20 protein-coding genes are annotated in these 22,896 nt (G+C 68.0%); 4 read left to right on the top strand and 16 right to left on the bottom strand.

Going from position 1 to position 22,896, the window contains the following annotated elements; all coding sequences use genetic code 11:
* Positions 1 to 265: 265 nt before the first annotated feature.
* Both tyrS and AC5Y4N_RS17230 read right to left on the bottom strand, forming a co-directional pair.
* Complete coding sequence (gene tyrS / locus AC5Y4N_RS17235; protein WP_499910146.1) at positions 266 to 1,537, bottom strand: tyrosine--tRNA ligase; 1,272 nt, start codon at positions 1,535 to 1,537, stop codon at positions 266 to 268.
* Positions 1,538 to 1,594: 57 nt separating this feature from the next.
* Complete coding sequence (locus AC5Y4N_RS17230) at positions 1,595 to 2,260, bottom strand: DNA-3-methyladenine glycosylase (RefSeq protein ID WP_499910099.1); 666 nt, start codon at positions 2,258 to 2,260, stop codon at positions 1,595 to 1,597.
* A 3-nt stretch (positions 2,261 to 2,263) separates the two neighbouring features.
* Between AC5Y4N_RS17230 and AC5Y4N_RS17225 the strand changes: the two genes are divergently transcribed.
* Genes AC5Y4N_RS17225 through AC5Y4N_RS17215 form a run of 3 tightly spaced genes read left to right on the top strand, consistent with a single transcriptional unit; the run spans position 2,264 to position 4,403 of the window.
* A complete protein-coding gene (locus tag AC5Y4N_RS17225; RefSeq protein ID WP_499910097.1) occupies positions 2,264 to 3,028 on the top strand; it encodes an ABC transporter ATP-binding protein in 765 nt (254 codons plus the stop codon).
* Positions 2,962 to 3,780, top strand: a complete 819-nt coding sequence (locus AC5Y4N_RS17220; RefSeq protein ID WP_499910095.1) for an ABC transporter permease — start codon at positions 2,962 to 2,964, stop codon at positions 3,778 to 3,780. The genes AC5Y4N_RS17225 and AC5Y4N_RS17220 overlap by 67 nt, the downstream gene beginning before the upstream one ends.
* 2 nt (positions 3,781 to 3,782) lie before the next feature.
* A complete protein-coding gene (locus AC5Y4N_RS17215) occupies positions 3,783 to 4,403 on the top strand; it encodes a TetR/AcrR family transcriptional regulator (RefSeq protein ID WP_499910143.1) in 621 nt (206 codons plus the stop codon).
* Here the strand turns inward: AC5Y4N_RS17215 and AC5Y4N_RS17210 are convergent.
* The 3 genes from AC5Y4N_RS17210 to AC5Y4N_RS17200 form a co-directional block, all read right to left on the bottom strand.
* Positions 4,369 to 4,593, bottom strand: coding sequence for a Trm112 family protein (locus AC5Y4N_RS17210; RefSeq protein ID WP_499910092.1), 225 nt, complete (start codon positions 4,591 to 4,593; stop codon positions 4,369 to 4,371). The two genes, AC5Y4N_RS17215 and AC5Y4N_RS17210, sit on opposite strands and share 35 nt — an antisense overlap.
* Positions 4,590 to 5,093, bottom strand: coding sequence for a hypothetical protein (locus AC5Y4N_RS17205; protein WP_499910090.1), 504 nt, complete (start codon positions 5,091 to 5,093; stop codon positions 4,590 to 4,592). The genes AC5Y4N_RS17210 and AC5Y4N_RS17205 overlap by 4 nt, the downstream gene beginning before the upstream one ends.
* 84 nt (positions 5,094 to 5,177) lie before the next feature.
* The gene (locus AC5Y4N_RS17200; protein WP_499910088.1) at positions 5,178 to 8,147 is read right to left on the bottom strand and encodes an acyl-CoA synthetase; all 2,970 of its coding nucleotides are present in this window, start codon (positions 8,145 to 8,147) and stop codon (positions 5,178 to 5,180) included.
* A gap of 79 nt (positions 8,148 to 8,226) precedes the next feature.
* Between AC5Y4N_RS17200 and AC5Y4N_RS17195 the strand changes: the two genes are divergently transcribed.
* The gene (locus AC5Y4N_RS17195; RefSeq protein WP_499910086.1) at positions 8,227 to 9,975 is read left to right on the top strand and encodes an ABC-F family ATP-binding cassette domain-containing protein; all 1,749 of its coding nucleotides are present in this window, start codon (positions 8,227 to 8,229) and stop codon (positions 9,973 to 9,975) included.
* Here the strand turns inward: AC5Y4N_RS17195 and argH are convergent.
* From argH to AC5Y4N_RS17140, 11 genes are all read right to left on the bottom strand, one after another.
* Positions 9,972 to 11,372 carry an argininosuccinate lyase gene (argH, locus tag AC5Y4N_RS17190; protein WP_499910084.1) on the bottom strand — a complete coding sequence of 467 codons (1,401 nt, stop codon included), beginning with the start codon at positions 11,370 to 11,372 and terminating at the stop codon, positions 9,972 to 9,974. The genes AC5Y4N_RS17195 and argH overlap by 4 nt on opposite strands.
* A 94-nt stretch (positions 11,373 to 11,466) precedes the next feature.
* Positions 11,467 to 12,666, bottom strand: a complete 1,200-nt coding sequence (locus AC5Y4N_RS17185; protein WP_499910082.1) for an argininosuccinate synthase — start codon at positions 12,664 to 12,666, stop codon at positions 11,467 to 11,469.
* Between the two features lie 18 nt (positions 12,667 to 12,684).
* Entirely contained in the window at positions 12,685 to 13,182 is a 498-nt protein-coding gene (locus AC5Y4N_RS17180) for an arginine repressor (RefSeq protein ID WP_499910080.1), read from the bottom strand.
* Positions 13,179 to 14,102 carry an ornithine carbamoyltransferase gene (argF, locus tag AC5Y4N_RS17175; protein ID WP_499910078.1) on the bottom strand — a complete coding sequence of 308 codons (924 nt, stop codon included), beginning with the start codon at positions 14,100 to 14,102 and terminating at the stop codon, positions 13,179 to 13,181. Before argF ends, AC5Y4N_RS17180 begins: the two co-directional genes overlap by 4 nt.
* Positions 14,099 to 15,241 carry an acetylornithine transaminase gene (locus AC5Y4N_RS17170; RefSeq protein WP_499910141.1) on the bottom strand — a complete coding sequence of 381 codons (1,143 nt, stop codon included), beginning with the start codon at positions 15,239 to 15,241 and terminating at the stop codon, positions 14,099 to 14,101. Before AC5Y4N_RS17170 ends, argF begins: the two co-directional genes overlap by 4 nt.
* Positions 15,242 to 15,267: 26 nt before the next feature.
* Positions 15,268 to 16,149, bottom strand: coding sequence for an acetylglutamate kinase (gene argB / locus AC5Y4N_RS17165; protein WP_499910076.1), 882 nt, complete (start codon positions 16,147 to 16,149; stop codon positions 15,268 to 15,270).
* Complete coding sequence (argJ, locus tag AC5Y4N_RS17160; protein ID WP_499910074.1) at positions 16,146 to 17,360, bottom strand: bifunctional glutamate N-acetyltransferase/amino-acid acetyltransferase ArgJ; 1,215 nt, start codon at positions 17,358 to 17,360, stop codon at positions 16,146 to 16,148. The genes argB and argJ overlap by 4 nt, the downstream gene beginning before the upstream one ends.
* Positions 17,357 to 18,391, bottom strand: a complete 1,035-nt coding sequence (argC, locus tag AC5Y4N_RS17155) for an N-acetyl-gamma-glutamyl-phosphate reductase (RefSeq protein WP_499910072.1) — start codon at positions 18,389 to 18,391, stop codon at positions 17,357 to 17,359. The genes argJ and argC overlap by 4 nt, the downstream gene beginning before the upstream one ends.
* A gap of 133 nt (positions 18,392 to 18,524) precedes the next feature.
* Positions 18,525 to 21,011, bottom strand: a complete 2,487-nt coding sequence (gene pheT, locus AC5Y4N_RS17150) for a phenylalanine--tRNA ligase subunit beta (protein ID WP_499910070.1) — start codon at positions 21,009 to 21,011, stop codon at positions 18,525 to 18,527.
* Positions 21,011 to 22,054, bottom strand: coding sequence for a phenylalanine--tRNA ligase subunit alpha (gene pheS / locus AC5Y4N_RS17145; RefSeq protein WP_499910067.1), 1,044 nt, complete (start codon positions 22,052 to 22,054; stop codon positions 21,011 to 21,013). Before pheS ends, pheT begins: the two co-directional genes overlap by 1 nt.
* Positions 22,055 to 22,105: 51 nt before the next feature.
* A complete protein-coding gene (locus AC5Y4N_RS17140) occupies positions 22,106 to 22,891 on the bottom strand; it encodes a rhomboid-like protein (protein WP_499910065.1) in 786 nt (261 codons plus the stop codon).
* Positions 22,892 to 22,896: the final 5 nt, after the last annotated feature.

The following is a 22,896-nucleotide window of genomic DNA, read 5'->3' as shown; positions in this document are numbered from 1 at the left end:
CACCGGCCGCGCAACCAGCCCGCGGCTTGAGCCGCGTACCAGTGTGCGGACGGCGAGGCGCCCACCGAAGTGGACTTCCCTCTGGGAAGCCATCGCGCTCGGCGGACGAGGCCGCGTCGCAACGGCTTCATTAAGTTACGTGAGGGACGACGTGGAGTCAAATACGCTGCTAGCGCACAGGTTTCGCCTCGGTCGGCTCATGTCTGCGCACGGGCCGTGGCCCCGCCAGCGGCTCATCCCTGCCAATGGTCTTCGCGCCAGCGGCTCATCCAACACGCTCGACGCCGGCAATATTCCTCTTGCCTCGCCGCAGCACCAGCCACCGTCCATAGAGGTAGTCGCCTGATCGAGGCGTCCAGTCCTCCGAGTCGATCCGGACGTTGTTGACCGACACTCCCCCCTCGGCAATGGTCCGACGCGCGGCACCCTTGCTCGGCGTGAGCCCAGTGGCCACCAACAGGTCCACGATCCCATCCGGCGCACCCGGCTTCAGCTCTGCGACCGATGCTTCCCGCAGCGCGGCAGCCAGCGTCGGCTCATCGAGGCGTGACAGCTCGCCGCGGCCGAACAACGCCTGACTGGCGAGCTCCACCGACTCCGTCGCCGCCTCGCCGTGCACCAGCGTGGTGAGCTCGCGCGCGAGCCGACGCTGCGCAGCCCTTTGGTGTGGCCGCGTCGTCGTCGCCTCGGCGAGCTCCTCGATCTCGTCGGCGGTGAGGAATGTAAACCAGCGCAAGTACCGGACGACGTCGGCGTCGGCCGTGTTGATGAAGTACTGGTACCAGGCGTACGGGCTCGTCATGTCCGGGTCCAGCCAAAGGTTGCCACCGCCCGTGGACTTGCCGAACTTGGTGCCGTCCGCAGACGTCACCAACGGAACCGTCAGCGCGTGCACCGTTGCGCTTTGCTTCTGGCGGACCAGACGCACGCCGGCGATGATGTTGCCCCACTGATCCGACCCGCCGATCTGCAGTGTGCAGTGGTGCCGCCGGAACAATTCCACATAGTCGTTGGCCTGCAACAGCATGTAGCTGAATTCGGTGTAGGAGATGCCTTCGCCGTCGAGGCGGCGCCGGATCGTGTCGCGGTCGAGCATCACGTTGACGGAGAAGTACTTGCCGACGTCGCGGAGGAAATCGATCGCGGTCAGCTCGGATGTCCACGAGAGATTGTTCTCGACGATCGCGCCGGCGGGTCCGTCGAAATCGACGAACCGCTCGAGCTGTCCACGGATGCGCGCGGCCCACTCGGCGACCGTGTCGCTGGTGTTGAGCACCCTCTCGCCGGTGTCGCGGGGATCCCCGATCAGTCCGGTGGCACCACCGGCCAGCACGATCGGCCGGTGCCCGAACTGCTGGAAGCGGCGCAGCGTGAGCAGCGGCACGAGATGGCCGGCATGCAGGCTGGGAGCGGTCGGGTCGAACCCGGCGTACAGCGTGACCGGTGGTGCGGCCAGTTCGGCGGCGAGTGCGTCGGTATCGGTGGACTGTGCGATCAGCTCACGCCAGCCCAGCTCATCGAGGATCGTCGTACTCACCAGGTCGATCTTTCCGTATTCGGCAGATTTGGATCGCATGCGGCAGCGCGGCCGACGTCAGCTGCTGGATCCCGGCGCAGGCGCGCGGGGACTACGGCGGTACGCCGACACCTCGGGCCGGCCTGCCAACCAGAAGCGCCACGCCCGGTCCGCAGCCTGACTGACTCCGACGCGCGGCCCGCTTTCCGCAGCGAGCGCGCCGCGCAGCGCGAGCCGAACGGGGCTGGCGGTGTCGAACAGGTCGACGCCGTAGTGATCCATCGAGATCCCGAGTGCCGAACACAGGTTGCCGGGCCCGCGCGCCAACGCTCGCTCACGCACTCCCTCGCCGCGGCGTGATCGGGCAACGTCGATGCCGTCGTCGACCACCGCAGCTCGCAGTAATACCGCTGCCGCCGTGCCCTCTGGGCCACACACCACGTTGGCGCAGACATGGATGCCGTGACTGCGATATGTGTACAGCCTGCCGGCCGCGCCGAACATCACTGCATTGCGGCCGTTGGGCCCCCGAAACGAATGCGACGCCGGGTCCGGCCATGGCCCATTCGGTGGTCCGCCATAGGCCTCGACCTCGACGATTGTGGCGCTGACGTCATTTGTGACCAGGCGAGCGCCCAGTAGCCGCCTTGCCGCGGTGGGCGGATCGACGACAAGCGACTCAACTCCCACCGCACAGATTGTGCCTGTCCCTTGACACCGGCCCCCGCGAGGCACAAAATTCATCTCATGATGAGTTCATCGAGTGGTGAATTGTTGGGGCGAGGTGCGGAGGCCGCCATTTCCGTCGAGCACCTGCGCGTCATCCGCGGGAAGCGCCCCGCTATCCACGACCTGTCCGTGCAGATCGCCGGCGGCACGATCACCGGCCTGCTGGGTCCGTCCGGCTGCGGCAAGACCACGTTGATCCGCTCGATCGTCGGTACACAGATCGTGGCCGCGGGAACTGTCACTGTGCTCGGTCAGCCGGCCGGCGCGCCGGCGCTGCGTCGGCGCATCGGCTACATGCCGCAGGATCCGACCATCTACAACGATCTGCGGGTCGTCGACAACGTGCGCTACTTTGCGGCGCTGTACGGCATGGGTGCCGACGACGCCGACGCGGCGATCGACGCCGTCGGCCTCGGCGAGCACCGGTCCGCCTACAGCGCGAATCTGTCCGGCGGACAACGTGCCCGGGTGTCGCTGGCCTGCGCTCTGGTGTGTCACCCGGATGTGTTGGTGCTCGACGAACCGACGGTGGGACTCGACCCGGTGTTGCGAGCCGATTTGTGGCAGCGGTTTCGTGCGCTCGCGAAAAGCGGTGTCACGCTTCTGGTTTCGAGTCATGTGATGGACGAGGCGGACCACTGCGACGACGTGGTGCTGATGCGCGAAGGACATCTGGTGGCTCACACGACGCCCGCCCGACTACGAGAGGACACAGGATGCAGCTCACTGGAGGAAGCGTTTCTGTCCATCATCAGGCGCAGCACCGAGCGCCAAGCCGGATAGGGCTGCGCGGCTACACCGCCAGCACCGCACGCATCCTGCGCCAGCTGGCCGCCGACCGACGCAGCATCGCGATGATTCTGCTGGTGCCGGTGCTCATCATCACGCTGATGTACTTCATGTTCCACAACGTGCCGTCACGCCCCGGCGCGCCGTCGGGATTCAACACCGCGTGCCTGGTGCTGCTCGGCCTGTTCCCGTTGTTCGTGATGTTCGTGATCACCGCGATCACCATGCAGCGCGAAAGAGCCTCAGGCACTTTGGAACGCATACTGACAACTCCATTGCGCCGACTCGATCTGTTGGCGGCGTACGGCACCGCGTTCTCCATAGCTGCCGCAGCGCAGGCGACGCTGGCGTGTGTCGTGGCGTTCTGGATTCTCGGGTTCACCACCGCAGGCAGTCCGGCGTGGGTGTTCGCTATCGCGATTGTCAACGCAGTGCTCGGGGTGGGTCTTGGTCTGCTGTGTAGTGCGTTCGCGCGCACCGAGTTTCAGGCAGTGCAGTTCATCCCGCTGGTGATGGTGCCGCAGCTGCTGCTGGCCGGGATCATCGTGCCACGCGCCGCGATGCCCGAATGGCTGCAGTGGATTTCCAACGTCATGCCCGCCAGTTATGCTCTCGAGGCGCTGCAGCAGGTCGGGGCCCATCCGGAGCTGACCGGTACCGCGGTGCGTGACATCGTCGTCGTCATCGGCTGTGCCGTCATAGCGCTGGCCTTGGCGGCGGCGACACTTCGGCGAAGGACTCCGTGAGGTTGACGACGACACCGCAGCGACGCCGGCCCGGACGACCGGCCGGCACATCGGATACCCGGGAGCGAATCCTGGTCTGCGCGCGAGAACTGTTCGCGCGCAACGGTATCGACAAGACGTCGATTCGCGCTGTGGCAGCCGCGGCCGGGGTCGATGCGGCATTGGTGCACCACTACTACGGCAGCAAGCAGCAACTGTTCGCCGCGGCCATCCATGTGCCGATCGATCCGATGGAGGTCATCGGTCCGTTACGCGAAACCCCGGTCGATCAGATCGGCTATAGGTTGCCCAGACTTCTGCTGCCGCTATGGGATTCTGAGGCCGGCAAGGGCTTCATCGCGACGATACGCTCGCTGTTGGCAGGGTCGGAGGTGACGTTGCTGCGGTCGTTTCTGCAAGAGGTGATCGCCGCGGAAATCGGACCGCGCGTGGACGATCCACCGGGCTCGGGCGCGGTCCGCGTGCAATTCGTGGCGTCACAGCTCGTCGGCGTCGTGATGGCGCGCTACATCTTGGAGCTGGACCCGTTCAAGTCACTGCCTGTCGAGCAGATCGCGGAAACGATCGGGCCCAATCTGCAGCGCTATCTCACTGGCGATCTGCCGGGCTGGCCAGCGACATGAGCCGACGATGTTCGTCGTCGGACACGTCGACGGCCTCGTCGACCAGAAGCACTGGGATGCCGTCGTCGATCCGGTAGGCGCGGCGCAGCCGCGGGTTGTAGAGCACATCGTCCACATAGAGCAGTGGTCCCCGATCGGCCGGGCAGACCAGGATGCTCAGCAGCTTCTCGTCGAGACCGGCTTCGATCATCCGGGCGGACCGACCGACTGCCCGGGTGCCCGGCCGTCACCCACTGTCCACGGGTTGCCACCGATGTTGATGCCGCCCGGGCCCACACTGATTCCCCCTGGGCTGCTCGGGTTGTACTGGTTGATGCCGATCGAGTAGTCGTTGCCGCCCTTCGACGCCGCCTTCGCCTGCTCGAGCCGGTGGTTCTGACCGGCGACCAAGGCCTTGAGGGCGTTGATCAGCGGGGTCTGGTTGGGCCGGTACTTCAGCGAATCCTGCACGGCGGTGAGCTCGCCTGCCGTGGGCTTGACCCCCATGGACCGCAGCTTCAGCGACTGGTTCAACAGGCTGGATATCTGGCCCGCGCCCGCGGCGGTGGTGAATTCCTGTGCCAGATCGTCGAGCACGTCGGCGCGGGCCGTGCCGACTGCGGGGCCGAATGCGAGCGCCATCGCGAGTCCGGCGCCCGCGAGTGCCGCCTTGACTGCTCGTCGCACGCTGTTCTTCGGCTCAATCGTCATGCGATCCCTCCCGAAGCCGATGGCGAAGCGGCGATGTGCCACCGACGGAGCTTAACAGCGGTCGAGGCCCGGTGACAGGCGTGATCAGCGGGACGCTCGTTCCCACTCGGCGCGGGCCGGCGCGGTCAATCGCTTGTAACGGTTGGTCTCCGGATCCAGGAACCACGCGTGACGACCGGCCTTGGGGATGCCCGCGTGGCGCAGCGCGCCCACCGTCGGCCGGTACGAGGCGCTCAGCGTGAGATCCGGCACCACGTGCACGAAGTCCGGTCGGTCCTTACCCAGGGGGGCCATCGCCTCGCTCAGGTCTGCCGCCGAGATCGCAGCCCCGCTGCACATGGTCACCGCCGTCACCGCGACCTGGTGGTCGCCGACGTCCACGCCGTACGTCACGGCGAGGTCGACGGCCGGCATCAGCGAGATCGTGTCGTTGATCGGGGCGTCGAACACCGCACCGCGGGCCGTGCGGATCACCGAGCTGCGGGTGCCCATCAGCCAGAAGTCGCCGTCGCCGTCACGCCGGAACAGATACTCGGTGGAGATCCAGGTGTCACCGGGTGAGAACACCCCCCGCTTGACCGACGCGTGCGGATCCACCGGTCCCCGCGGCCGGGCCAGTAGCACGCCGACCTCGTCCGTGCCCGCTCGCCGCACGAATCCGCGCTCGTCTTCGAGAATCAGGTCCGACTCGGGGTCGTACGCGGCCAGTTCGACATACGCCGCCCCGGGCAGCGGCCTGCCCTTGCTGCCGACCTTGGCGCCCGCGACGTTGGCGAGTACCGCCTGCCCGTCGGTGGTCGCGAAGAACTCGACGACATGGGCCGGCGCAAACTCGTCGACAACACGCTGCCACAACCCCGTCGGCATGCCCGAACCGATGAACAACCGCACCGGATGGTGGCCCTTCAAGTCGAAGGCCGGGTCCTGCAGCACCTCGCGCAGCATCGCCCAGGTGTACGTCACCACCGACACGCCGTACTGGCGTATCTCATGCACGAACCGGTCCGGGCGCAGCCCACGCGACAACGCGATCCGAGAGCCGCCGACCACGGCACCGCCCAAGCTCACCAACAAACCGGAGGGATGATGCAGCGGGGTGAGGCAGTACACGGTGTCGCGGCGGCTCAACGCGGCCGTCGACGCGGTTCCGAACGCCGACAGCGCCCATCGGTAGTTGGTGATCTGCCGGGCCACCAGCTCGCCCCCGCTTTGGGCGAACGCGACGAAGGCGATGTCCTTGGCCAGGCCCGGGTTTGGCCGGTACCAGCCCGGCAGCTCGACGGCGTCGGGGTCGATCTTCTCCATGTCGATCACGGCGTCGTCGTTCGGCATCAGGTGCAAGTCGCGGCTCTCGCCGCCGCCGAGCACCAGAAGTTGAAGCGACAGTCGGCGTGCGGCTTTGAGGTTGGTGGGATCGGTGATGATCTGGTGCACGCCGCCGAGGCGAGCGGCCGCAGCCAGGTCCGCGTCCGGCGGCATCAACACCGCGACGGCGCCCAGCCGCGACAGCGCCGCAATGGCGACCAGCGCGCTGGGCCTGGTCTCCATCAGCACACCGACCCGGTCGCCTTGGCGCACACCGACTTCGATCAGCCCGCGCACGACGTTGTTGATTCGGGTGTCGACGGCCTCGTAGGTGTGCACGCGGCCGTCGAACAGCAGGCACTCCCCCTTGGGTGCGTTGGCCGCCTGCTCGGACATGATGCGGCCCAAGGAGATCCGGGTGTGCTCGTTGATCTGGCCGAGACGAGCCAGCCGCGGCAACGTGCGGGCGGTTTCGACAGCCAGCGACCGCATGGACTTGTTCGCGGCGACGACGGCGTTGCCCGCCGACCGGGCGATGTCGAACGCCACTTCTGATGCGACGCCGGCGCCGTGAGCCACCCGGGATGACAACGGCACACCGCTCTCCTTGTGTTCGGTCGGCTGGGGAGACATCCGGCAGATGCCTTCAGGCATGTTGCCTTCGCCGGACAGCCACTTCACCCAGGCGGCGACGGTCGGCCACGTTTGGGCGGACGCCTTGGAGCCGACGACGAGACCGAAATGGCCGCTGCGGATGCAGTATTCGTAGACATCAGCGTTGGGCGCCGCACGCTGGATACCGCGCACGGCCGCCGGCTGTCCGATGTCGTCGACCTCGCCGATGACCGCGAGAATCGGCACGACGATGTCGGTCAGCGTGACCAGCTCGCCGTGGATCGAAAAGCCGCCCGTCATCATCCTGTTGTGGGCGATAAACTGTTTGAGCAACTCCGAGATCGCCGGACCGCCCCAGGCGATCCACCCCTCGCGCTCCAGGAAGCGGCGCTGCTGCTCCCGCGGCAACAACGCTTCGCGGTCGTGGAGCTGACGCAAGAAGTCGATGCGCGCTTTCGCGGTCTTGACTGGGTCCAGCAGCTGAAAACCGGTGCGGGCCAACCAGCCTGGGATATCGACACGGCTGAACACATGGTCGGCCATGAATTCGGCGGCCGCGGGCGCGATGTTGGGCGGAAGCCCCATCGGCAGCGCTGCGAGCGTGTCCACCGGCGAGCCGAACGCGATGATGCTCGCGAGATCGCGCGAGCGTCGATAGGCGGCGGTCTGATAGGCCCACATGCCGCCCTGCGAGTAGCCCGCGAGGTGAATGTCTTGGCCGGTCGTCTTCTTGACCGTGTCGATGGCCTCGCTGATCGCGACGATGTGGTCGGCGAGCGTGCGCTCCATGCCGCCTTCGACGCGATCCGGCGAGCCGAAGTCGATGACCCACGGATCGATTCCGGCCTTGTGCAAAATGCCGACGGCGCCGTCTTCACGCGTGACGTCCCACATATCCGCCGACATCATCATCGGATGCACCATCAGGACCGGCGGCCCGACGGGCGATTGCCCGTTGCGATTGTCCGGCGGAAAGTACCGCCGCAGCCGGTACATCGGTACGCTCTCGACGATCTGGAAGGGAGACGGGACGGTCCCGGTCTCCAATCCGCCGTAGCGGAGGACCTCGAGGCCGTTCTGAGCGGTGGCGATCAAGCGGCCGATCGGCCTGGTGATCGGTGACAAGTCCACCATCGGCGCTGCCTCCACCCTTCGACGTCCCCCAGATTGCCGCCCGCCATTCTGGCACGTCGCTACATATCATCGGCGGCTGATGCCCAACCTCATCAACGCCGAGCGCGTCACCGTCTCCTACGGCACGCGCACCCTGCTCGACGCGGTCAGCCTGGGGGTGGACGACGGCGACGCGATCGGGGTCGTCGGGCGCAACGGCCACGGCAAGACGACGCTGCTGACCACCTTGGCCGCTGTCCGCGCGCCCGACGGTGGCCGGATCACGCATACCGCGGGCTTGTCGGTCGGCTACCTCGGCCAGACCGACGACTTCGACAGCAGCCACACGGTGCGCCGGATCATCGTCGCCGGCCGGCCCGACCACGTCTGGGCAGGCGACCCGACCACCCGTGCCGTGGTCCAGCACCTGCTGGCGGGCGTCGACCTGGACGCCGCGGTCGGGACACTCAGCGGTGGTGAGCGCCGCAGGGTCGCGCTGGTGGCCGTGTTGCTGGCCCGCCACGACGTGCTGATGCTCGACGAACCGACCAACCACCTCGACGTGGAGGCCATCGGTTGGCTGGCCGGGCATCTGGCCGCAGGTGCCGCGAGGGCGCTGGTGATGGTCAGCCACGACCGGTGGTTCCTCGATGCGGTCTGCACCCGGATGTGGGAGGTGCACGACGGCGTGGTCGACGCTTACGACGGCGGGTATGCGGCGTACGTGCTGGCTCGCGCCGAACGGATGCGCCTGGCGGCCAGCGCCGAGGCGCGCCGGCGCAACCTGATGCGCAAAGAGCTGGCGTGGCTTCGGCGTGGACCGCCGGCGCGCACCTCCAAACCCAGATTTCGCATTCAGGCCGCCAACGCCCTCATCGCCGACGAACCACCGCCACGCGATTCTTTGGTGCTGCAACGGTTTGCCACCAACCGGCTCGGCAAGGACGTGTTCGACCTGCACGGTGTGCGGCTGGAAGTGGGTGGCCGCTGCGTGCTCGACGGGGTGGACTGGTCGATCGGCCCCGGTGCCCGCATCGGGCTGATCGGCGTCAACGGCACCGGCAAGACGTCGGTGTTGCGGCTGCTGGCCGGCCACCTGTCACCCACTGCCGGAAAGATCAAGCGGGGCAAGACTTTACGTATCGGCTACCTCAGCCAGGGTTTGGCCGAGCTGGCCGGTGAGGAACGTGTCCTCGATGCGGTGGAGAGTCGGCGGCGCATCGCACAGCTTGCCGGTGGCCGGGAGGTCAGCGCGGCGACGCTGCTCGAGGACTTCGGATTCACCGGCGAACTGATGACCGCACGGATCGCTGACCTGTCCGGTGGCGAGCGCCGGCGGCTGCAGTTCCTGCGGCTGCTGCTGGACGAGCCGAACGTGCTGCTGCTCGACGAGCCGACCAACGACCTCGACATCGACACCCTGACCGTGGTCGAGGACTACCTGGACGGCTGGGCGGGCACGTTGATCGTCGTCACGCATGACCGGTATTTCCTGGAGCGCGTCACCGACGTCACGTACGCACTGTCCGGCGATGGCCGCTGCGAGCTGCTACCGGGTGGCATCGATCAGTATCTGTCGGTGCGCCAACACGATTCGGGTTCACGCGGCGGAGCCGATCGGGATCGGGCCGAGTCGGCTGCCGCACGGGCTCGGCGCACCGGAAAGGAGCTGGCGCGCATCGAAAGTCAGCTCGACAAGGTGCACAGGCGAATCGCCGAGCTGCACGAGGTGATGGCCGCCGCCGCCCACGATCATGTCCGGTTGGCCGAGCTGACGGCCGAATTGGACTCCGTCACACGACGTAAGGCCGAGCTCGAAGACGCGTGGTTGGCGGCGGCAGAAGGTTAGCGCTCCAGCGCATTGCGCAGGTGATGTGCTTTCTCCTGTACGACGTCAAGCTGCCTGGCAACCTGCGCCGGTGCGGTGCCCCCGCGGGCGTCACGGGAGGCAACCGAGCCCTCGATTGTCAGCACCTCGCGAACCTGCGGCGTGAGCTGGGGGTGGGCCTGTGCGAATTCCTCGTCGGTGAGATCTTGCAGCCCTACCCCGCGGGCCTCGGCGATGCGGACCGCCGCGCCGGCGGCTTCATGCGCGATACGGAACGGAACACCTTGCCGGACCAGCCATTCGGCGACATCGGTCGCCAGTGTGTACCCGGCAGGCGCCAGAGCAGCCATCCGCTGCTCGTCGAATTCCAAGGTCGACACGAGGCCGGCCATCGCCGGCAGCAGCAGCTCCAGCTGCGCCACCGAGTCGAACACCGGCTCCTTGTCCTCCTGCAGATCGCGGTTGTAGGCCAGCGGCTGGGCCTTGAGCGTGGCCAGCAGACCGGTCAGGTTGCCGATCATCCGGCCGGACTTCCCGCGGGCCAGCTCGGCGATGTCGGGGTTCTTTTTCTGCGGCATGATCGAACTGCCGGTCGACCACGCGTCAGCCAGCGTCACATATCCGAATTCTGTCGTGCTCCAGAGGATCACATCCTCGGCAAGCCGCGACAGATCCACACCGATCATCGCGAGCACGAACGCCGCCTCGGCGGCGAAGTCACGTGCAGCGGTAGCGTCGATCGAGTTGTCCGCTGCCGCCACGAAACCCAGCTCGTCAGCGATCGCATCCGGGTCCAGCCCCAACGACGAGCCGGCCAGTGCACCGGACCCGTACGGTGACGTGGCCGCGCGCTTGTCGCAGTCGACGATGCGTTCGACGTCCCGCAGCAGCGGATGCGCGTGTGCCAGAAGGTGATGCGCCAGCAGCACCGGCTGGGCGGGCTGAAGGTGCGTCTTACCCGGCATGATTGCGGCCGGGTAGGCGGCGGCCTGGGTGGTCAGCGCCGCGACGACGTCGAGCACACCCGCGCCCACGCGGCGCAGTGCGTCGCGCAGCCACATCCGGAACAGCGTCGCGACTTGGTCGTTGCGTGACCGCCCGGCCCGCAGCCGTCCGCCGAGGTCGTCGCCGACCCGTTCGATCAGTCCGCGCTCCAGTGCGCTGTGCACGTCCTCGTCGCTGTCGTCGGGGCGGAAGCTTCCGTCGGCGACGTCGGCGGCGAGACTGTCCAACCCGGCAAGCAGCCCGTCGCGCTGCTGTTCGGTGAGCAGCCCGGCCCGAAAGAGCACGCGGGCGTGGGCTTTCGAGGCTGCGATGTCGTAGGGGGCGAGGGCCCAGTCGAAGTGGGTGGACTTGCTCAGCGCGGTGAGCTCAGGCGCCGGCCCACCGGCGAACCGGCCACCCCACAGCTTGCTCACCGCCCGCCCCTTTCCCCGCGAGCGTGCGCGTCTGTACGGCGACACGCCGGGGCTGGTGTGCAACGGCGCACGCTCGTGCCATGGCGAGGGAGCATCACGTGCTCAGGTCGCGGCGGGCGGCAATCTTCGACGACAGCCCGTGGACGTGGACGAAACCTCGTGCGGCGGACTGGTCGAACGTATCGCCCTCGTCGTACGTGGCCAGGTTGAAGTCGTAGAGCGACTCCGGGCTGCGGCGGCCGTTGACGGCAATGTGCCCGCCGTGCAACACCATTCGGATCTCACCGGTGACGTGTTCTTGCGTCTTGGCGACGAACGCCTCCAGCGCGGTCTTCAGCGGCGAATACCACAGCCCGTCATACACGAGCTCCGCCCAGCGCTGATCGGTGGTTCGCTTGAACCGGCCGAGTTCGCGTTCCAACGTCACGTGTTCGAGCTCGGTGTGCGCGGTGATCAACACCATCGCACCGGGGGCCTCGTAGATTTCGCGGCTCTTGATCCCGACGAGGCGGTCCTCGACGACGTCGAGGCGGCCGACGCCTTGCGCGCCGGCCCGCCGGTTGAGCTCTTCGATCGCTTCCAGCACGGTCACCGCGCGGCCATCGATCGACACCGGCACACCGCGTTCGAAGCCGACGATCACCTCATCAGGCGTCGACCAATTGAGGGTCGGGTCTTCGGTGTAGGCGTACACGTCTTTGGTGGGCGCGTTCCACAAATGCTCCAGGAACCCGGTTTCCACTGCCCGGCCCCAGACGTTCTGGTCGACGGAGAACGGTGAGCGCTTGCTGACGGTGATCGGGATCGCGTTCTCCTCGGCGAACGCGATGGCCTTCTCGCGGGTCCACGCGTAGTCGCGGACCGGCGCCAACACCTCGAGATCCGGCGCCAGCGAGGCGAATCCGACTTCGAAGCGCACCTGATCGTTGCCCTTGCCCGTGCAGCCGTGTGCGACCGTACTGCCGCCGTACTCCCGTGCCGCGGCCACGAGGTGCTTGACGATCAGCGGTCGGCTGATCGCCGACACCAGCGGGTAGCGGTCCATGTACAGCGCGTTCGACTGGATCGTGGGCACGCAATACTCGTTGGCGAACTCGTCGCGCGCGTCGACCACCACCGCCTCGACCGCACCGCAGTCGAGGGCACGCTGGCGCACCAGCTCCATGTCTTCGCCGCCCTGTCCGAGGTCGATCGCCACGGCCACCACCTCGCGGCCGGTCTCTTTGCCGATCCAGCTGATCGCCACCGACGTGTCCAGACCGCCGGAGTACGCCAGGATGACGCGATCAGACATCGATAATCTCCTTGTTAGTCAACGCAATTCGTCAAGTCGGGTGGCCAGCTGGGCACCGGTCATCGGGTCGCGTGCGACCACCAGTATCGTGTCGTCGCCGGCGACGGTGCCTACGACGTAGGGAAGGGCGGCCCGGTCGATCGCCAGGGCCAGATAGTGGGCGGCGCCCGGCGGGGTGCGCAGCACGGCAAGGTTACCGCTGGCATCGGTGGAAACCAGCAGCTCGCCCAGCAGCCGCGAAAGCCGTTCCGTGCCACCGGAAACTCCGCGCACTGGGCTACCGTCCTCGGGGACCACGTAGGCGCCCGCGCCGCCGTCGGCGCCGCGCAGCTTCACCGCGCCGAGCTCTTCGAGATCGCGCGACAGGGTCGCCTGAGTGGTTTCGATGCCCTCTTCGGCCAGTGCGGCGGCCAGTTCGCTCTGACTGCGTACAGCGCGCGACGACAGGATCGCCACGATGCGGGCCTGCCGGGCGGCGCGGCTGGTACCGACCTCGGGTGCTTTGCCAGTGGTCATCGGCTCCGCTCCAGCAGCCAGACCAGTAGCGCCTTCTGGGCGTGCAGCCGGTTCTCGGCCTCGTCCCAGACGGCACTGTGCACACCGTCGATGACCTCGTCGGTGATCTCGTCACCGCGGTGGGCCGGAAGGCAGTGCAGCACAAGGGCATCGGCGTGCGCATAGCCCAGCAGCCGCCTGTCCACCCGGAACGGCACGAACGGTCCGACCCGGTCGAGCCCGTCGTGCTCCTGGCCCATCGATGTCCACGTGTCGGTCACGAGCACGTCGGCGCCGTCGGCAGCAGCCGCCGGGTCGGAGGTGACCGTGACGGATGCGCCGGTCTCGCTGGCGCGCGCCTCGGCGGCGGCGAGTACGTCGGGATGTGGTTCGAATCCTTGCGGCGCCGCAACGGTGACGTGCATGCCGGCGGTCGCGCCGCCGAGCAGCAACGAGTGCGCCATGTTGTTGGCTCCGTCCCCGAAGTACGACAGTCGGAGACCGGCGAGGTGGCCCTTGCGCTCGACGACCGTCTGCAGATCAGCCAGCACCTGGCAGGGGTGGAATTCGTCGGACAGCGCATTGACCACCGGCACCGTGGCGGCAGAGGCCATCGCGGTGAGCCGATCCTGGCCGTAGGTGCGCCACACGATCGCGTCGACATAGCGGGACAGCACCCGCGCTGTGTCTTCCAGTGTCTCGTCGCGGCCGAGCTGGGTGGCACGCCCGTCGACGACGACGGCGTGGCCGCCGAGTTGGGCGATGCCGAGTTCGAACGAGAACCGGGTGCGTGTCGAGTTCTTGTCGAAGATCACCGCGACGCCGCGCGGGCCGTCGAGCGGCCGGCGACTGAAGGGATCCTTCTTGATCTCGGCGGCCAGCTGCAGCACGTCGGCCTGCTCGGCGGGCGTGAGGTCGTCGTCGCGCAAAAAGTGCTTCACTGGCTTGCCTTTTCGAGCACGTGCGGCAGGGCGCTCAGGAACTCGTCGATCTGCGCCTCGGTGATGATCAGCGGAGGTGCGAGCCGCACGACGTTCGGGGCCGGCGCGTTGACCAGGAAGCCGGCTTCGCGGGCGGCCGACTCCACCGGCTTGGCCACCGGCGAGCGCAGCACGACACCGCGCAGCAGGCCGCGGCCGCGGACATGGTCGACGAGTGGGTGGTCGAGGGACTCGATGCCGTGGCTGAGGGTCTTACCGAGCACACCGGCACGCCCGACGAGGTCCTGCTCGCCAATGGTGCGCAGCACCGCCAGTGCTGCCGCCGCACACACCGGGTTGCCGCCGAAGGTGCTGCCGTGCAGGCCGGGTGTCATCAATCCGGCGGCTCGGCCCACGGCGATGCAGGCGCCGATCGGCAGCCCGCCGCCGAGGCCCTTGGCCATGGTGACGACGTCGGGCGTGATGCCGTCGTGCTGATGGGCGAAGAATGCGCCGGTGCGACCCATACCGGTCTGAACCTCGTCGAGCACCAACAATGCGCCGTGCGCGGCCGTGATCTCCCGCGCCGCAACAAGATAACCCGCGGGGGGGACGACCACGCCGCTCTCACCCATGATCGGCTCGAGAAACACCGCCGCGGTGTCATCGGCTACAGCGGCTGCGAGCGCGTCGATGTCGCCGTACGGCACGTGCGTCACGTCGCCGGGCAGCGGTTCGAACGGCGCCTGCTTGGTGGGCTGGCCCGTCAACGCCAGCGCACCCATGGTGCGGCCATGGAACGCTTCTTGTGCCGCGACAAGTTTCGTGCGCCCAGTCAGCCGCGACAACTTGAACGCCAGCTCGTTGGCCTCGGCTCCGGAGTTGCAGAAGAACACCCGCGCGTCGGCGTCGGCGCCCAACAGCCCTATCAACGCCTCCGCCAACGCGATTCCGGGTTCATGCATGTAGAGGTTCGACGTGTGGCCCAGGGTGTTCAACTGGCGCGTCACCGCCTCGATGACGGCGGGGTGGCGATGGCCGAGCAAGTTGACCGCGATGCCGCCGAGCAAATCGAGGTAGCGGTTGCCGTCGACGTCGGTGACGACGGCGCCGTCGCCGCTGGCCAACGCCAGGGGCGGCGTGCCGTAGTTGTCCATCATCACGGCGGCCCAGCGGTCTTGCAGCGTCACGCTTTCACCACCTTCGTGCCTGTGCCGGCGTCAGTGAGCAACTCGACCAGCACGCAATGGTCGACGCGGCCGTCGATCACGTGTGCACTGGGCACCCCGGCCGCCACCGCCCGCAGACACGCCTCCACCTTCGGCACCATGCCGGCGTCCAGCGTGGGCAGTAGCTCGGCCAGCGTATGCGTGTCGATTTCGCTGACGAATGAGCTGCGGTCCGGCCAGCGGGTGTAGATGCCCTCCACATCAGTGAGCATGAGCAGCTTCTCGGCTGCCAACGCTTCGGCGAGCGCCGCGGCGGCGGTGTCGGCGTTGATGTTGTGCACCACTCCGTCGGCGTCGGGCGCCAACGAGGAGACCACCGGAATACGGCCTGCCGCAATGAGATCCAGCACCGCGGCGGTATTCACGGCAGCCACGTCGCCGACCAGGCCGATGTCGGTGGCCACGCCGTCGACGGTCACGCTGCGCCGCACCGCGGTGAACAACTGGGCGTCTTCTCCGGTGATGCCGACCGCGTAGGGCCCGTGCGCGTTGATGTGGTTGACCAGTTCACGACCCACCTGCCCGAACAGCACCATCCGCGCGACGTCGAGCACTTCCGGCGTGGTGACGCGGAAGCCGGCCTTGAAATCGCCCGCGATGCCGAGGCGTTTGAGCATCGCGGTGATCTGAGGCCCTCCCCCGTGCACGACGACGGGGTGAATACCGCAGGTGCGCAGGAAGACCATGTCCGCGGCGAACGCCTGGCGCAACGCATCGTCGGTCATCGCGTTGCCGCCGTACTTGACCACGACGATCTTGTCGTGCAGTGCCTTCAGCCACGGCAGCGCCTCGGCGAGCACATGTGCCTTGATCTGCGGCGTGAGCGTGGGGGCGGTCATGAGCTGTAAGCCGAGTTCTCTTCGACATAGCCGTGCGACAGGTCAGTGGTCCGGATTGACGCGCGCGCGTCGCCGACACCGATGTCCACCGTCACGTCGACGTCGGGCGCGCTGAGGTCCACTTCACGTGCCCCGGGTGCGCCAACCCCGTCAGTGCATACGCGAAAGCCGTTGAAGGACACGGTAATTCGGTCGGGATCCAGCTGAACCGGCGCCATCCCGACGGCGGCCACCACCCGGCCCCAGTTGGGGTCGGAGCCAAACAGCGCGGTCTTCACCAGGCTGTCGCGGGCGATCACGCGTGCCGCGGTAAGCGCGTCGTCTTCCGTCGCAGCCCCGGTCACGGTGATCGTCACCCGCTTGGTGACGCCTTCGGCATCGGCCTGCAGCTGGATGACGAGGTCGTCGCACACCCGTAGCAGGGCGTCATCGAGATCGGTTTGGCTGGGCGCGATCTCACTGGCGCCGGAGGCCAGAAGCACGACGGTGTCATTGGTGGAGCAGCTGCCGTCTACGTCGAGCCGGTCGAACGTGGCCGCCGTGGCGCGGCGCAACGCGGTGTCGAGCGCGTCCGCATCGGCGACCGCATCAGTGGTGATCACGCACAGCATGGTGGCCAGCGACGGCGCAAGCATCCCTGCGCCCTTGGCCATTGCGCCGACGGTCCAGTTGTCGGCGTGGTGCAGCGCAACCTGTTTGGGCACGGTGTCGGTGGTCATGATGGCGCGTGCAGCTTCTTCACCGCCGGACAGCCCGCCGGCCAGGTCGTGGACGATATCGCGCACGCCGTTAAGCACCTTGTCCATCGGCAGCCGGTCGCCGATCAACCCGGTCGAGCAGACGCCCACCTCGATGGCGCCGGTTTCGGTTCCCCAGTCCGACAGCGCAGCCGCTACCGCTTCGGCGGTCGCATGGGTGTCCTGGAAGCCCTGCGGGCCTGTGCATGCGTTGGCGCCACCGGAGTTGAGAATCACGGCGCGCAGGCGGCCGGTGGTCATGACCTGCTGTGTCCACAACACCGGGGCAGCCTTGACCTTGTTGCGAGTGAACACCGCAGCTGCGTGGTAGTCCGGTCCTTCGTTGAACACCAGGGCCAGATCGAGGCCACCGGACGCTTTGATGCCCGCTGAGATGCCGGCCGCGCGAAAGCCCGCAGGGGCGGTGACACCCTGGGTGCGGACAAGCCGAGTATGCGTCGACAGCCCCGTCACGGCGCCACCCCGACGATCGAAAGTCCCTCAGTCTCAGGCCATCCCAACGCAATGTTCATCGACTGCACCGCTGCGCCGCCAGTACCCTTGACGAGGTTGTCGATTGCGCACACGGCGACGAACATGCCGGCGTCCTCGTCGACCGCGATCGCTACCTGGGCGGCGTTGCTTCCGACGACCGCACCGGTGCGCGGTAGTTGGCCTTCTGGCAGCAGCCACACGAAAGGCTCGATGTCGTAGGACTTTTCATACGCCTCTCGCAGCCGCGACAGCGGGGTGGCCGTCCGCGCGGTGCAGGTGGCCAGGATGCCGCGTGACATCGGGACCAGCACCGGGGTGAACGAAACGTGCACGGGACGGTCGGTGAGCGCCTGTAGTCCCTGCGCGATCTCGGGCGTGTGGCGGTGGACGCCCCCGATGTTGTAGGCGCGCGCCGACCCGATGACCTCCGAGCCGAGCAGGTCCGCTTTGGCGGCGCGCCCGGCGCCTGAAGTTCCGCTGACGGCTACGACGGTGACGACGGGCTCGATGAGGTTTTCGTCGACGGCGGGCAGCAGCGCGAGCAGCGCCGCCGTCGGGTAGCAGCCTGGCACCGCGATGCGACGCGCGCCGCGCAACCGGTCGCGGTGGCCGGGCAATTCGGGCAGGCCGTAGGGCCAGCTGCCGGCATGCGGCGAGTCGTAGTAGCGCTCCCACGCCGCTGCATCGGTGAGGCGGAAGTCCGCGCCGCAGTCGATGATCAGCGTGTCGGGGCCGAGTTGTTCGGCGAGTGCTGCGGAGTGGCCGTGTGGCAGGGCGAGAAAGACGACGTCGTGCCCTGAGAGCACGCGCGCCTCGGTGGGTTCGAGCACCCGAGCGGCCAGCGGCAGCAGATGCGGATGGTGCTCGGCCAGCGTGCTGCCGGCACTCGTCGCAGCGGTGAGGGCTCCGATCGTCAGGCGGCCGTCGGCGTAGGCGGGGTGGCCGAGCAGCAACCGCAGGATCTCCCCGCCCGCATACCCGCTTGCCCCTGCGACAGCTACCGTGGTCATAGGGCAAATTTTCGCATGGTTATGCAAACCGTTGCAAATTCATTCCCGCGATAGGTGGCGAGCGTGCGCTGTTGTACGCACAGCCCCGGCGTGTCGGTGTGCAAACACGCGCGCTCGCGGCAAGGAACGGATGTCAGCCGCGCTGAACCGCCCCGACCCGCTCGGCGGCGAGGCGCACCGCCGACTGCCGCGCCGCAGAGGCCTCTTCTTCGGTCAGCGTGCGGTCGGCGGCCCGGAACCGCAGCGCCAGCGTCAGCGACTTGCGGCCCTCGCCGATCTGCGGGCCGGTGTAGACGTCGAAAAGCTGGATGTCCTCCAGCAGTTCGCCAGCGCCTTCCCGCAGCGCGTCGATCACGGCTTGGGCGGCGACATCGGTCGCGACGACGAGGCTGACGTCCTGGAACACCGCCGGGAACGGCGACACCATCGGCGCCGGCAGCGTCTCGGCGATCGGGATCGCGTCGAGATCCAGTTCGACCGCGCAGGTGCCCTTCGGCAATCCGCTGCGCTCCACCACCGCCGGATGCAGTTGGCCCGCATACCCGACGACCGAGTGCCCGACCAGTACTTGCGCACACCGGCCCGGATGCCACGGCAGCTGTTGAGCCGCGCGCAGCGTCAGCTCGACGCCGGCCGCACGCGCCACCGTGCGCACTGCCTCGAACGCGTCGGCCGCTTCCACCGGCCGGCCCGGCCCCCACGGCCCGCGCGGCTCGCGCAGTCCGGCCATCACCGCGGCGACGTGCTGCGGTTGGCGCGGCAGTGAGTCGTCGAGCGCGGTGATCTCCGCGTCCGTCGGGCGGCGATCCACCGGCAGCGGGTCGCTCGCCCGGGTGCGCTCCGTCGGCAACACCACCTGCTCGACCGCGAACAGCGAGACGTCGACGAAACCACGGGATACGTTGCGACTCAATGCTTCCAGTAGTCCTGGCAGCAGCGTCGTCGCCAACTCCGGACGGTCTGCCTCCAGCGGGTTGAGTACCTTCATCGTGACGCGTCGCGGATCGTCGTCCGGCAGACCCCACTGGTCGAACACGCCCGCGGGCAGAAACGGCGACGGCAATACCTCGATGTAGCCGGACAGCGCGAGCGACTTGCTGATCGCCCGGCGGCGTTTCTGCCCAGCGGTCAGTCCGCGGCCGGGCGGCGCCAGCGGCATCACCGACGGAATCAGCTCGAGCCCCTCGAGCCGCAGTACCTCCTCGACGAGGTCGGCCCGCTGCAGAAGATCTGGCCGCCAGCTCGGCGGCGTCACGGTCAGTGTTGCGTCGCGCGACGTCACGGTCGCGCCGATCTGCTCCAGGCGCCGCCGCGTGGCACCGTCGGGATAGCTCACCCCTGCCATGCGGTCGGGCAGATCGGCGGCCATGTCGATGGGCGGCATCGACCAGTCGTCGCGGGGCGGCTCGCCGCGCCAGTCGGTGAGCTTGGGTTGCACAGTGCCACCGGCGATTTCGGCCAGCAACGCCGATGCGCGATCGAGAGCGGCGACGGAGATCGCCGGGTCGACGGAACGCTCGTAGCGGCGCGCAGACTCGCTGGGCAGATGCAGTCGGCGCTGCGTGCGCGACACGGCGGCGGGGTCCCATACGGCGGCCTCGAGCAGCACGTCGGTGGAGTCGTCGCGCATCTCGGTGGTACCGGCGCCCATCACGCCGCCGATCGCCGCGGTGGCGACGTCGTCGACGATCAACACGTCGTGTTCGGTCAGCCGGCGTTCGATGTCGTCGAGGGTGACGACAGTTTCGCCTTGCCGCGCGAACCGCACACGCAGCCCGCCGGTGATCCGGTTGCGGTCATGCGCGTGCATCGGATGGCCGAGCTCGAGCATCACGTAGTTGGTCACGTCGACGGCCGGATAGATCGGCCGGATCCCGCACAGCAGAAGCCGCCGGCGCAACCACCACGGCGACACCGCGGCCGCGTCTATGTCGGTCACCGGACGCAGCGCGAACCGCCGCACACCCGTTGCGGGGTCGATGCTCAACGGCCAGGCCTCGCCCTCGGCGGGCAGCGCCGGCACGTCGGCCGGGTCGATGAAGTCGAGGTCGTAGGCGCACGCGATCTCGCGGGCCAGGCCGCGCACAGACAAGCAGTAGCCGCGGTCGGGGGTGATCGCCAGATGAAACACCACATCGTCGAGGCCCAGGACTGGCGCCGCGTCGTCACCGGGCGATGCCGTGCCGTCGGGCAGCACGATGATCCCGCTGTGGTCGGCGCCCAGGCGCAGTTCGGCCGCCGAGCAGATCATGCCGTCGGAGATCCGCCCGTAGGTCTTGCGCGACCCGATCGTGAAATCACCCGGCAGCACCGTACCGGGAAGCGCCACGACCACCAGCTCGCCGACCGCGAAATTGGTTGCGCCGCAGACGATGTCGCGAGGATCATGCTCACCCACATCCACTTTCACCGCGCGGATCGGCTTCTTGAACTCGGTGAGTTCTTCGATGTCGACGACGCGGCCGATGGTGAGCGGGCCGGTGACGGGCCCCACCGGGATGATCTCTTCGACCTCGTGTCCGATGCGGATCAACGCCTGCTCGAGCTCGTCGGGCGGCACGTCCCATCCGGGCGCCCCGGCCTGCACGACGTCGCGCAGCCAGCTGTACGGAACCCGCATCAGGCTCCTACCCCGAACGGCAGCGAGAAGCGAATGTCGCCTTCGACCATGTCGCGCATGTCCGAGATGCCGTTGCGGAACTGAAGCGTGCGCTCCAGGCCCATACCGAACGCGAAGCCGGAGTAGACATCGGGGTCTATTCCGCAGGCGCGCAACACATTCGGGTGCACCATTCCGCAGCCGCCCCACTCGACCCAGCCCGCGCCGCCCTTCTTGCCGGCGAACCAGACGTCCACTTCGGCCGACGGCTCGGTGAACGGGAAGAAGTGCGGGCGAAAGCGGGTGCGGCCCTGCGGCCCGAACTCCGCGCGCGCGAACGCGTCGAGCGTGCCACGCAGATGGGCCATGGTCAGCCCCCGATCCACAGCAAGCCCCTCGACTTGGTGAAACACCGGAGTGTGCGTGGCGTCGAGCTCGTCGGTGCGAAAGGTGCGCCCGATCGAGACGACGTACACGGGCAGCTCGCGCTCGAGGAGCGCGCGGATCTGCACCGGCGACGTGTGGGTGCGCAGCACTTGGCGTGAACCCTCCGGTGCGACGTGGAACGTGTCTTGTTCGCTGCGCGCCGGGTGATCAGGCGGGAAGTTCAAAGCGTCGAAGTTGAACTGCTCCGTTTCCAGCTCCGGTCCCTCGACGAGCTCCCAGCCCATCGCGACAAACGTGTCGGCAACGTGCTCACCCAGAATCGTGATCGGGTGCCGCGCCCCGACCGGCTGGCGGGTGGACGGCAGCGTGACGTCGATGCGTTCGGCGACCAGCACGGCGGCGTCGCGTTCGGCTCGCAGTACAGCCAGCCGCTCGTCGTAAGCCCGCTGCACCTCGGCACGTGCGATGTTGACCCGTCGGCCGGCGTCGGCGCGATCCGTCTTGGGCATGCTGCCCAGAGCCTGGCGGGCCAGTGCCACCGGCGAACGGTCGCCCAGATGTTCGGTCTTGGCCCGTGCCAGCGCGTCGAGGTCGGCAGCCAGATCGAAGGCATCACGAGCAGCACTGACTGCCTTGGCCAGTGCTTCTTCCGAGAGGTCCACGGGCTGATCAGCCACCCGGCGATCATAGGTGATGCCGGTGCGCCGCGACCTCGACGCTTGGTGCTGCTACGTCGACGCAGCGGCCAGTTCGGGCGTGGCACGACGGGCGCGCCACCGGCTTGCGACCCAGTGCGCGGTGAATCCGCCTACGACCCCGACGATGGGCGCGAGCACCAGCGACAGCCCGGTGTTCACCAGAACCAGATAGCCGAATGCGGCGCCCATGCCGAACAGCGCCACCCGTACCCGGGTCCAGCGGGTGACGGTGCCGAATCGCAGCGACAGCACAATGCCGACCAGCAGCGCTACGAAGTGGCCGCCGTCGGTGAAGTCGGCGTTGGCGCACACCGCCAACAGCCCCACCGACACCCACCAGCCGATCCAGGCCGGCCGCCAGCGTGACGGAATCGCCGCGGTGAGCGCACCCAATATCGCGACGGCGCCGTAGCTGATCCCGACGTCCGGGTCGTGCGCGACGGACATCGGCAGCCAGCCCAGCTTGACGGCCGCGGCCAACCCTGCCGCGACAATCAGCGTCGCCCCCACATGCCCTGCGGCGAAGGTGACCAGCACCCGCCCGCTGCGCCACAGCAGCTCCGCCAACGCCAGCAGGCTGACCAGCCCCGGCAACCACACCCAAATGGGTCCTGTCTCGGTGACGAACGCGCTGCCGATCAGGGTGCCGAGCCGAAAGTGGGCGAGATTGTGCAGATTCGTGCTCATGTGCGCAATCACGTGGTGCTGTGCTGCGGGACCGAGCATCACGAGCGTGACGGCAACCACCAGCAGGGCAGCCGCATAACCAAGCGTGACCCGCAGGCGAAACAATGTGGACAGCGTTCGCGTGACCATCGACT

The organism is Mycobacterium sp. NGS19, from assembly GCF_059813155.1.
Note: the sequence above shows the minus strand (reverse complement) of the source record. Positions and strands in the feature narration are given on the sequence as shown.

Excerpts from the sequence above, each read along its gene's own strand:
- pheT (WP_499910070.1), bottom strand. The coding sequence starts at position 21,011 with ATGCGGGTTCCGTACAGCTGGCTGCGCGACGTCGTGCAGGCCGGGGCG.
- AC5Y4N_RS17210 (WP_499910092.1), bottom strand. The coding sequence starts at position 4,593 with ATGATCGAAGCCGGTCTCGACGAGAAGCTGCTGAGCATCCTGGTCTGC.
- AC5Y4N_RS17200 (WP_499910088.1), bottom strand. The coding sequence starts at position 8,147 with ATGGTGGACTTGTCACCGATCACCAGGCCGATCGGCCGCTTGATCGCC.
- AC5Y4N_RS17185 (WP_499910082.1), bottom strand. The coding sequence starts at position 12,666 with ATGTCTGATCGCGTCATCCTGGCGTACTCCGGCGGTCTGGACACGTCG.
- AC5Y4N_RS17230 (WP_499910099.1), bottom strand. The coding sequence starts at position 2,260 with ATGAATTTTGTGCCTCGCGGGGGCCGGTGTCAAGGGACAGGCACAATC.
- AC5Y4N_RS17180 (WP_499910080.1), bottom strand. The coding sequence starts at position 13,182 with ATGACCACTGGCAAAGCACCCGAGGTCGGTACCAGCCGCGCCGCCCGG.
- AC5Y4N_RS17170 (WP_499910141.1), bottom strand. The coding sequence starts at position 15,241 with ATGATGGACAACTACGGCACGCCGCCCCTGGCGTTGGCCAGCGGCGAC.
- AC5Y4N_RS17195 (WP_499910086.1), top strand. The coding sequence starts at position 8,227 with ATGCCCAACCTCATCAACGCCGAGCGCGTCACCGTCTCCTACGGCACG.
- argB (WP_499910076.1), bottom strand. The coding sequence starts at position 16,149 with ATGACCGCCCCCACGCTCACGCCGCAGATCAAGGCACATGTGCTCGCC.
- AC5Y4N_RS17220 (WP_499910095.1), top strand. The coding sequence starts at position 2,962 with ATGCAGCTCACTGGAGGAAGCGTTTCTGTCCATCATCAGGCGCAGCAC.
- AC5Y4N_RS17205 (WP_499910090.1), bottom strand. The coding sequence starts at position 5,093 with ATGACGATTGAGCCGAAGAACAGCGTGCGACGAGCAGTCAAGGCGGCA.
- AC5Y4N_RS17140 (WP_499910065.1), bottom strand. The coding sequence starts at position 22,891 with ATGGTCACGCGAACGCTGTCCACATTGTTTCGCCTGCGGGTCACGCTT.
- argC (WP_499910072.1), bottom strand. The coding sequence starts at position 18,391 with ATGACCACGGTAGCTGTCGCAGGGGCAAGCGGGTATGCGGGCGGGGAG.
- AC5Y4N_RS17225 (WP_499910097.1), top strand. The coding sequence starts at position 2,264 with ATGATGAGTTCATCGAGTGGTGAATTGTTGGGGCGAGGTGCGGAGGCC.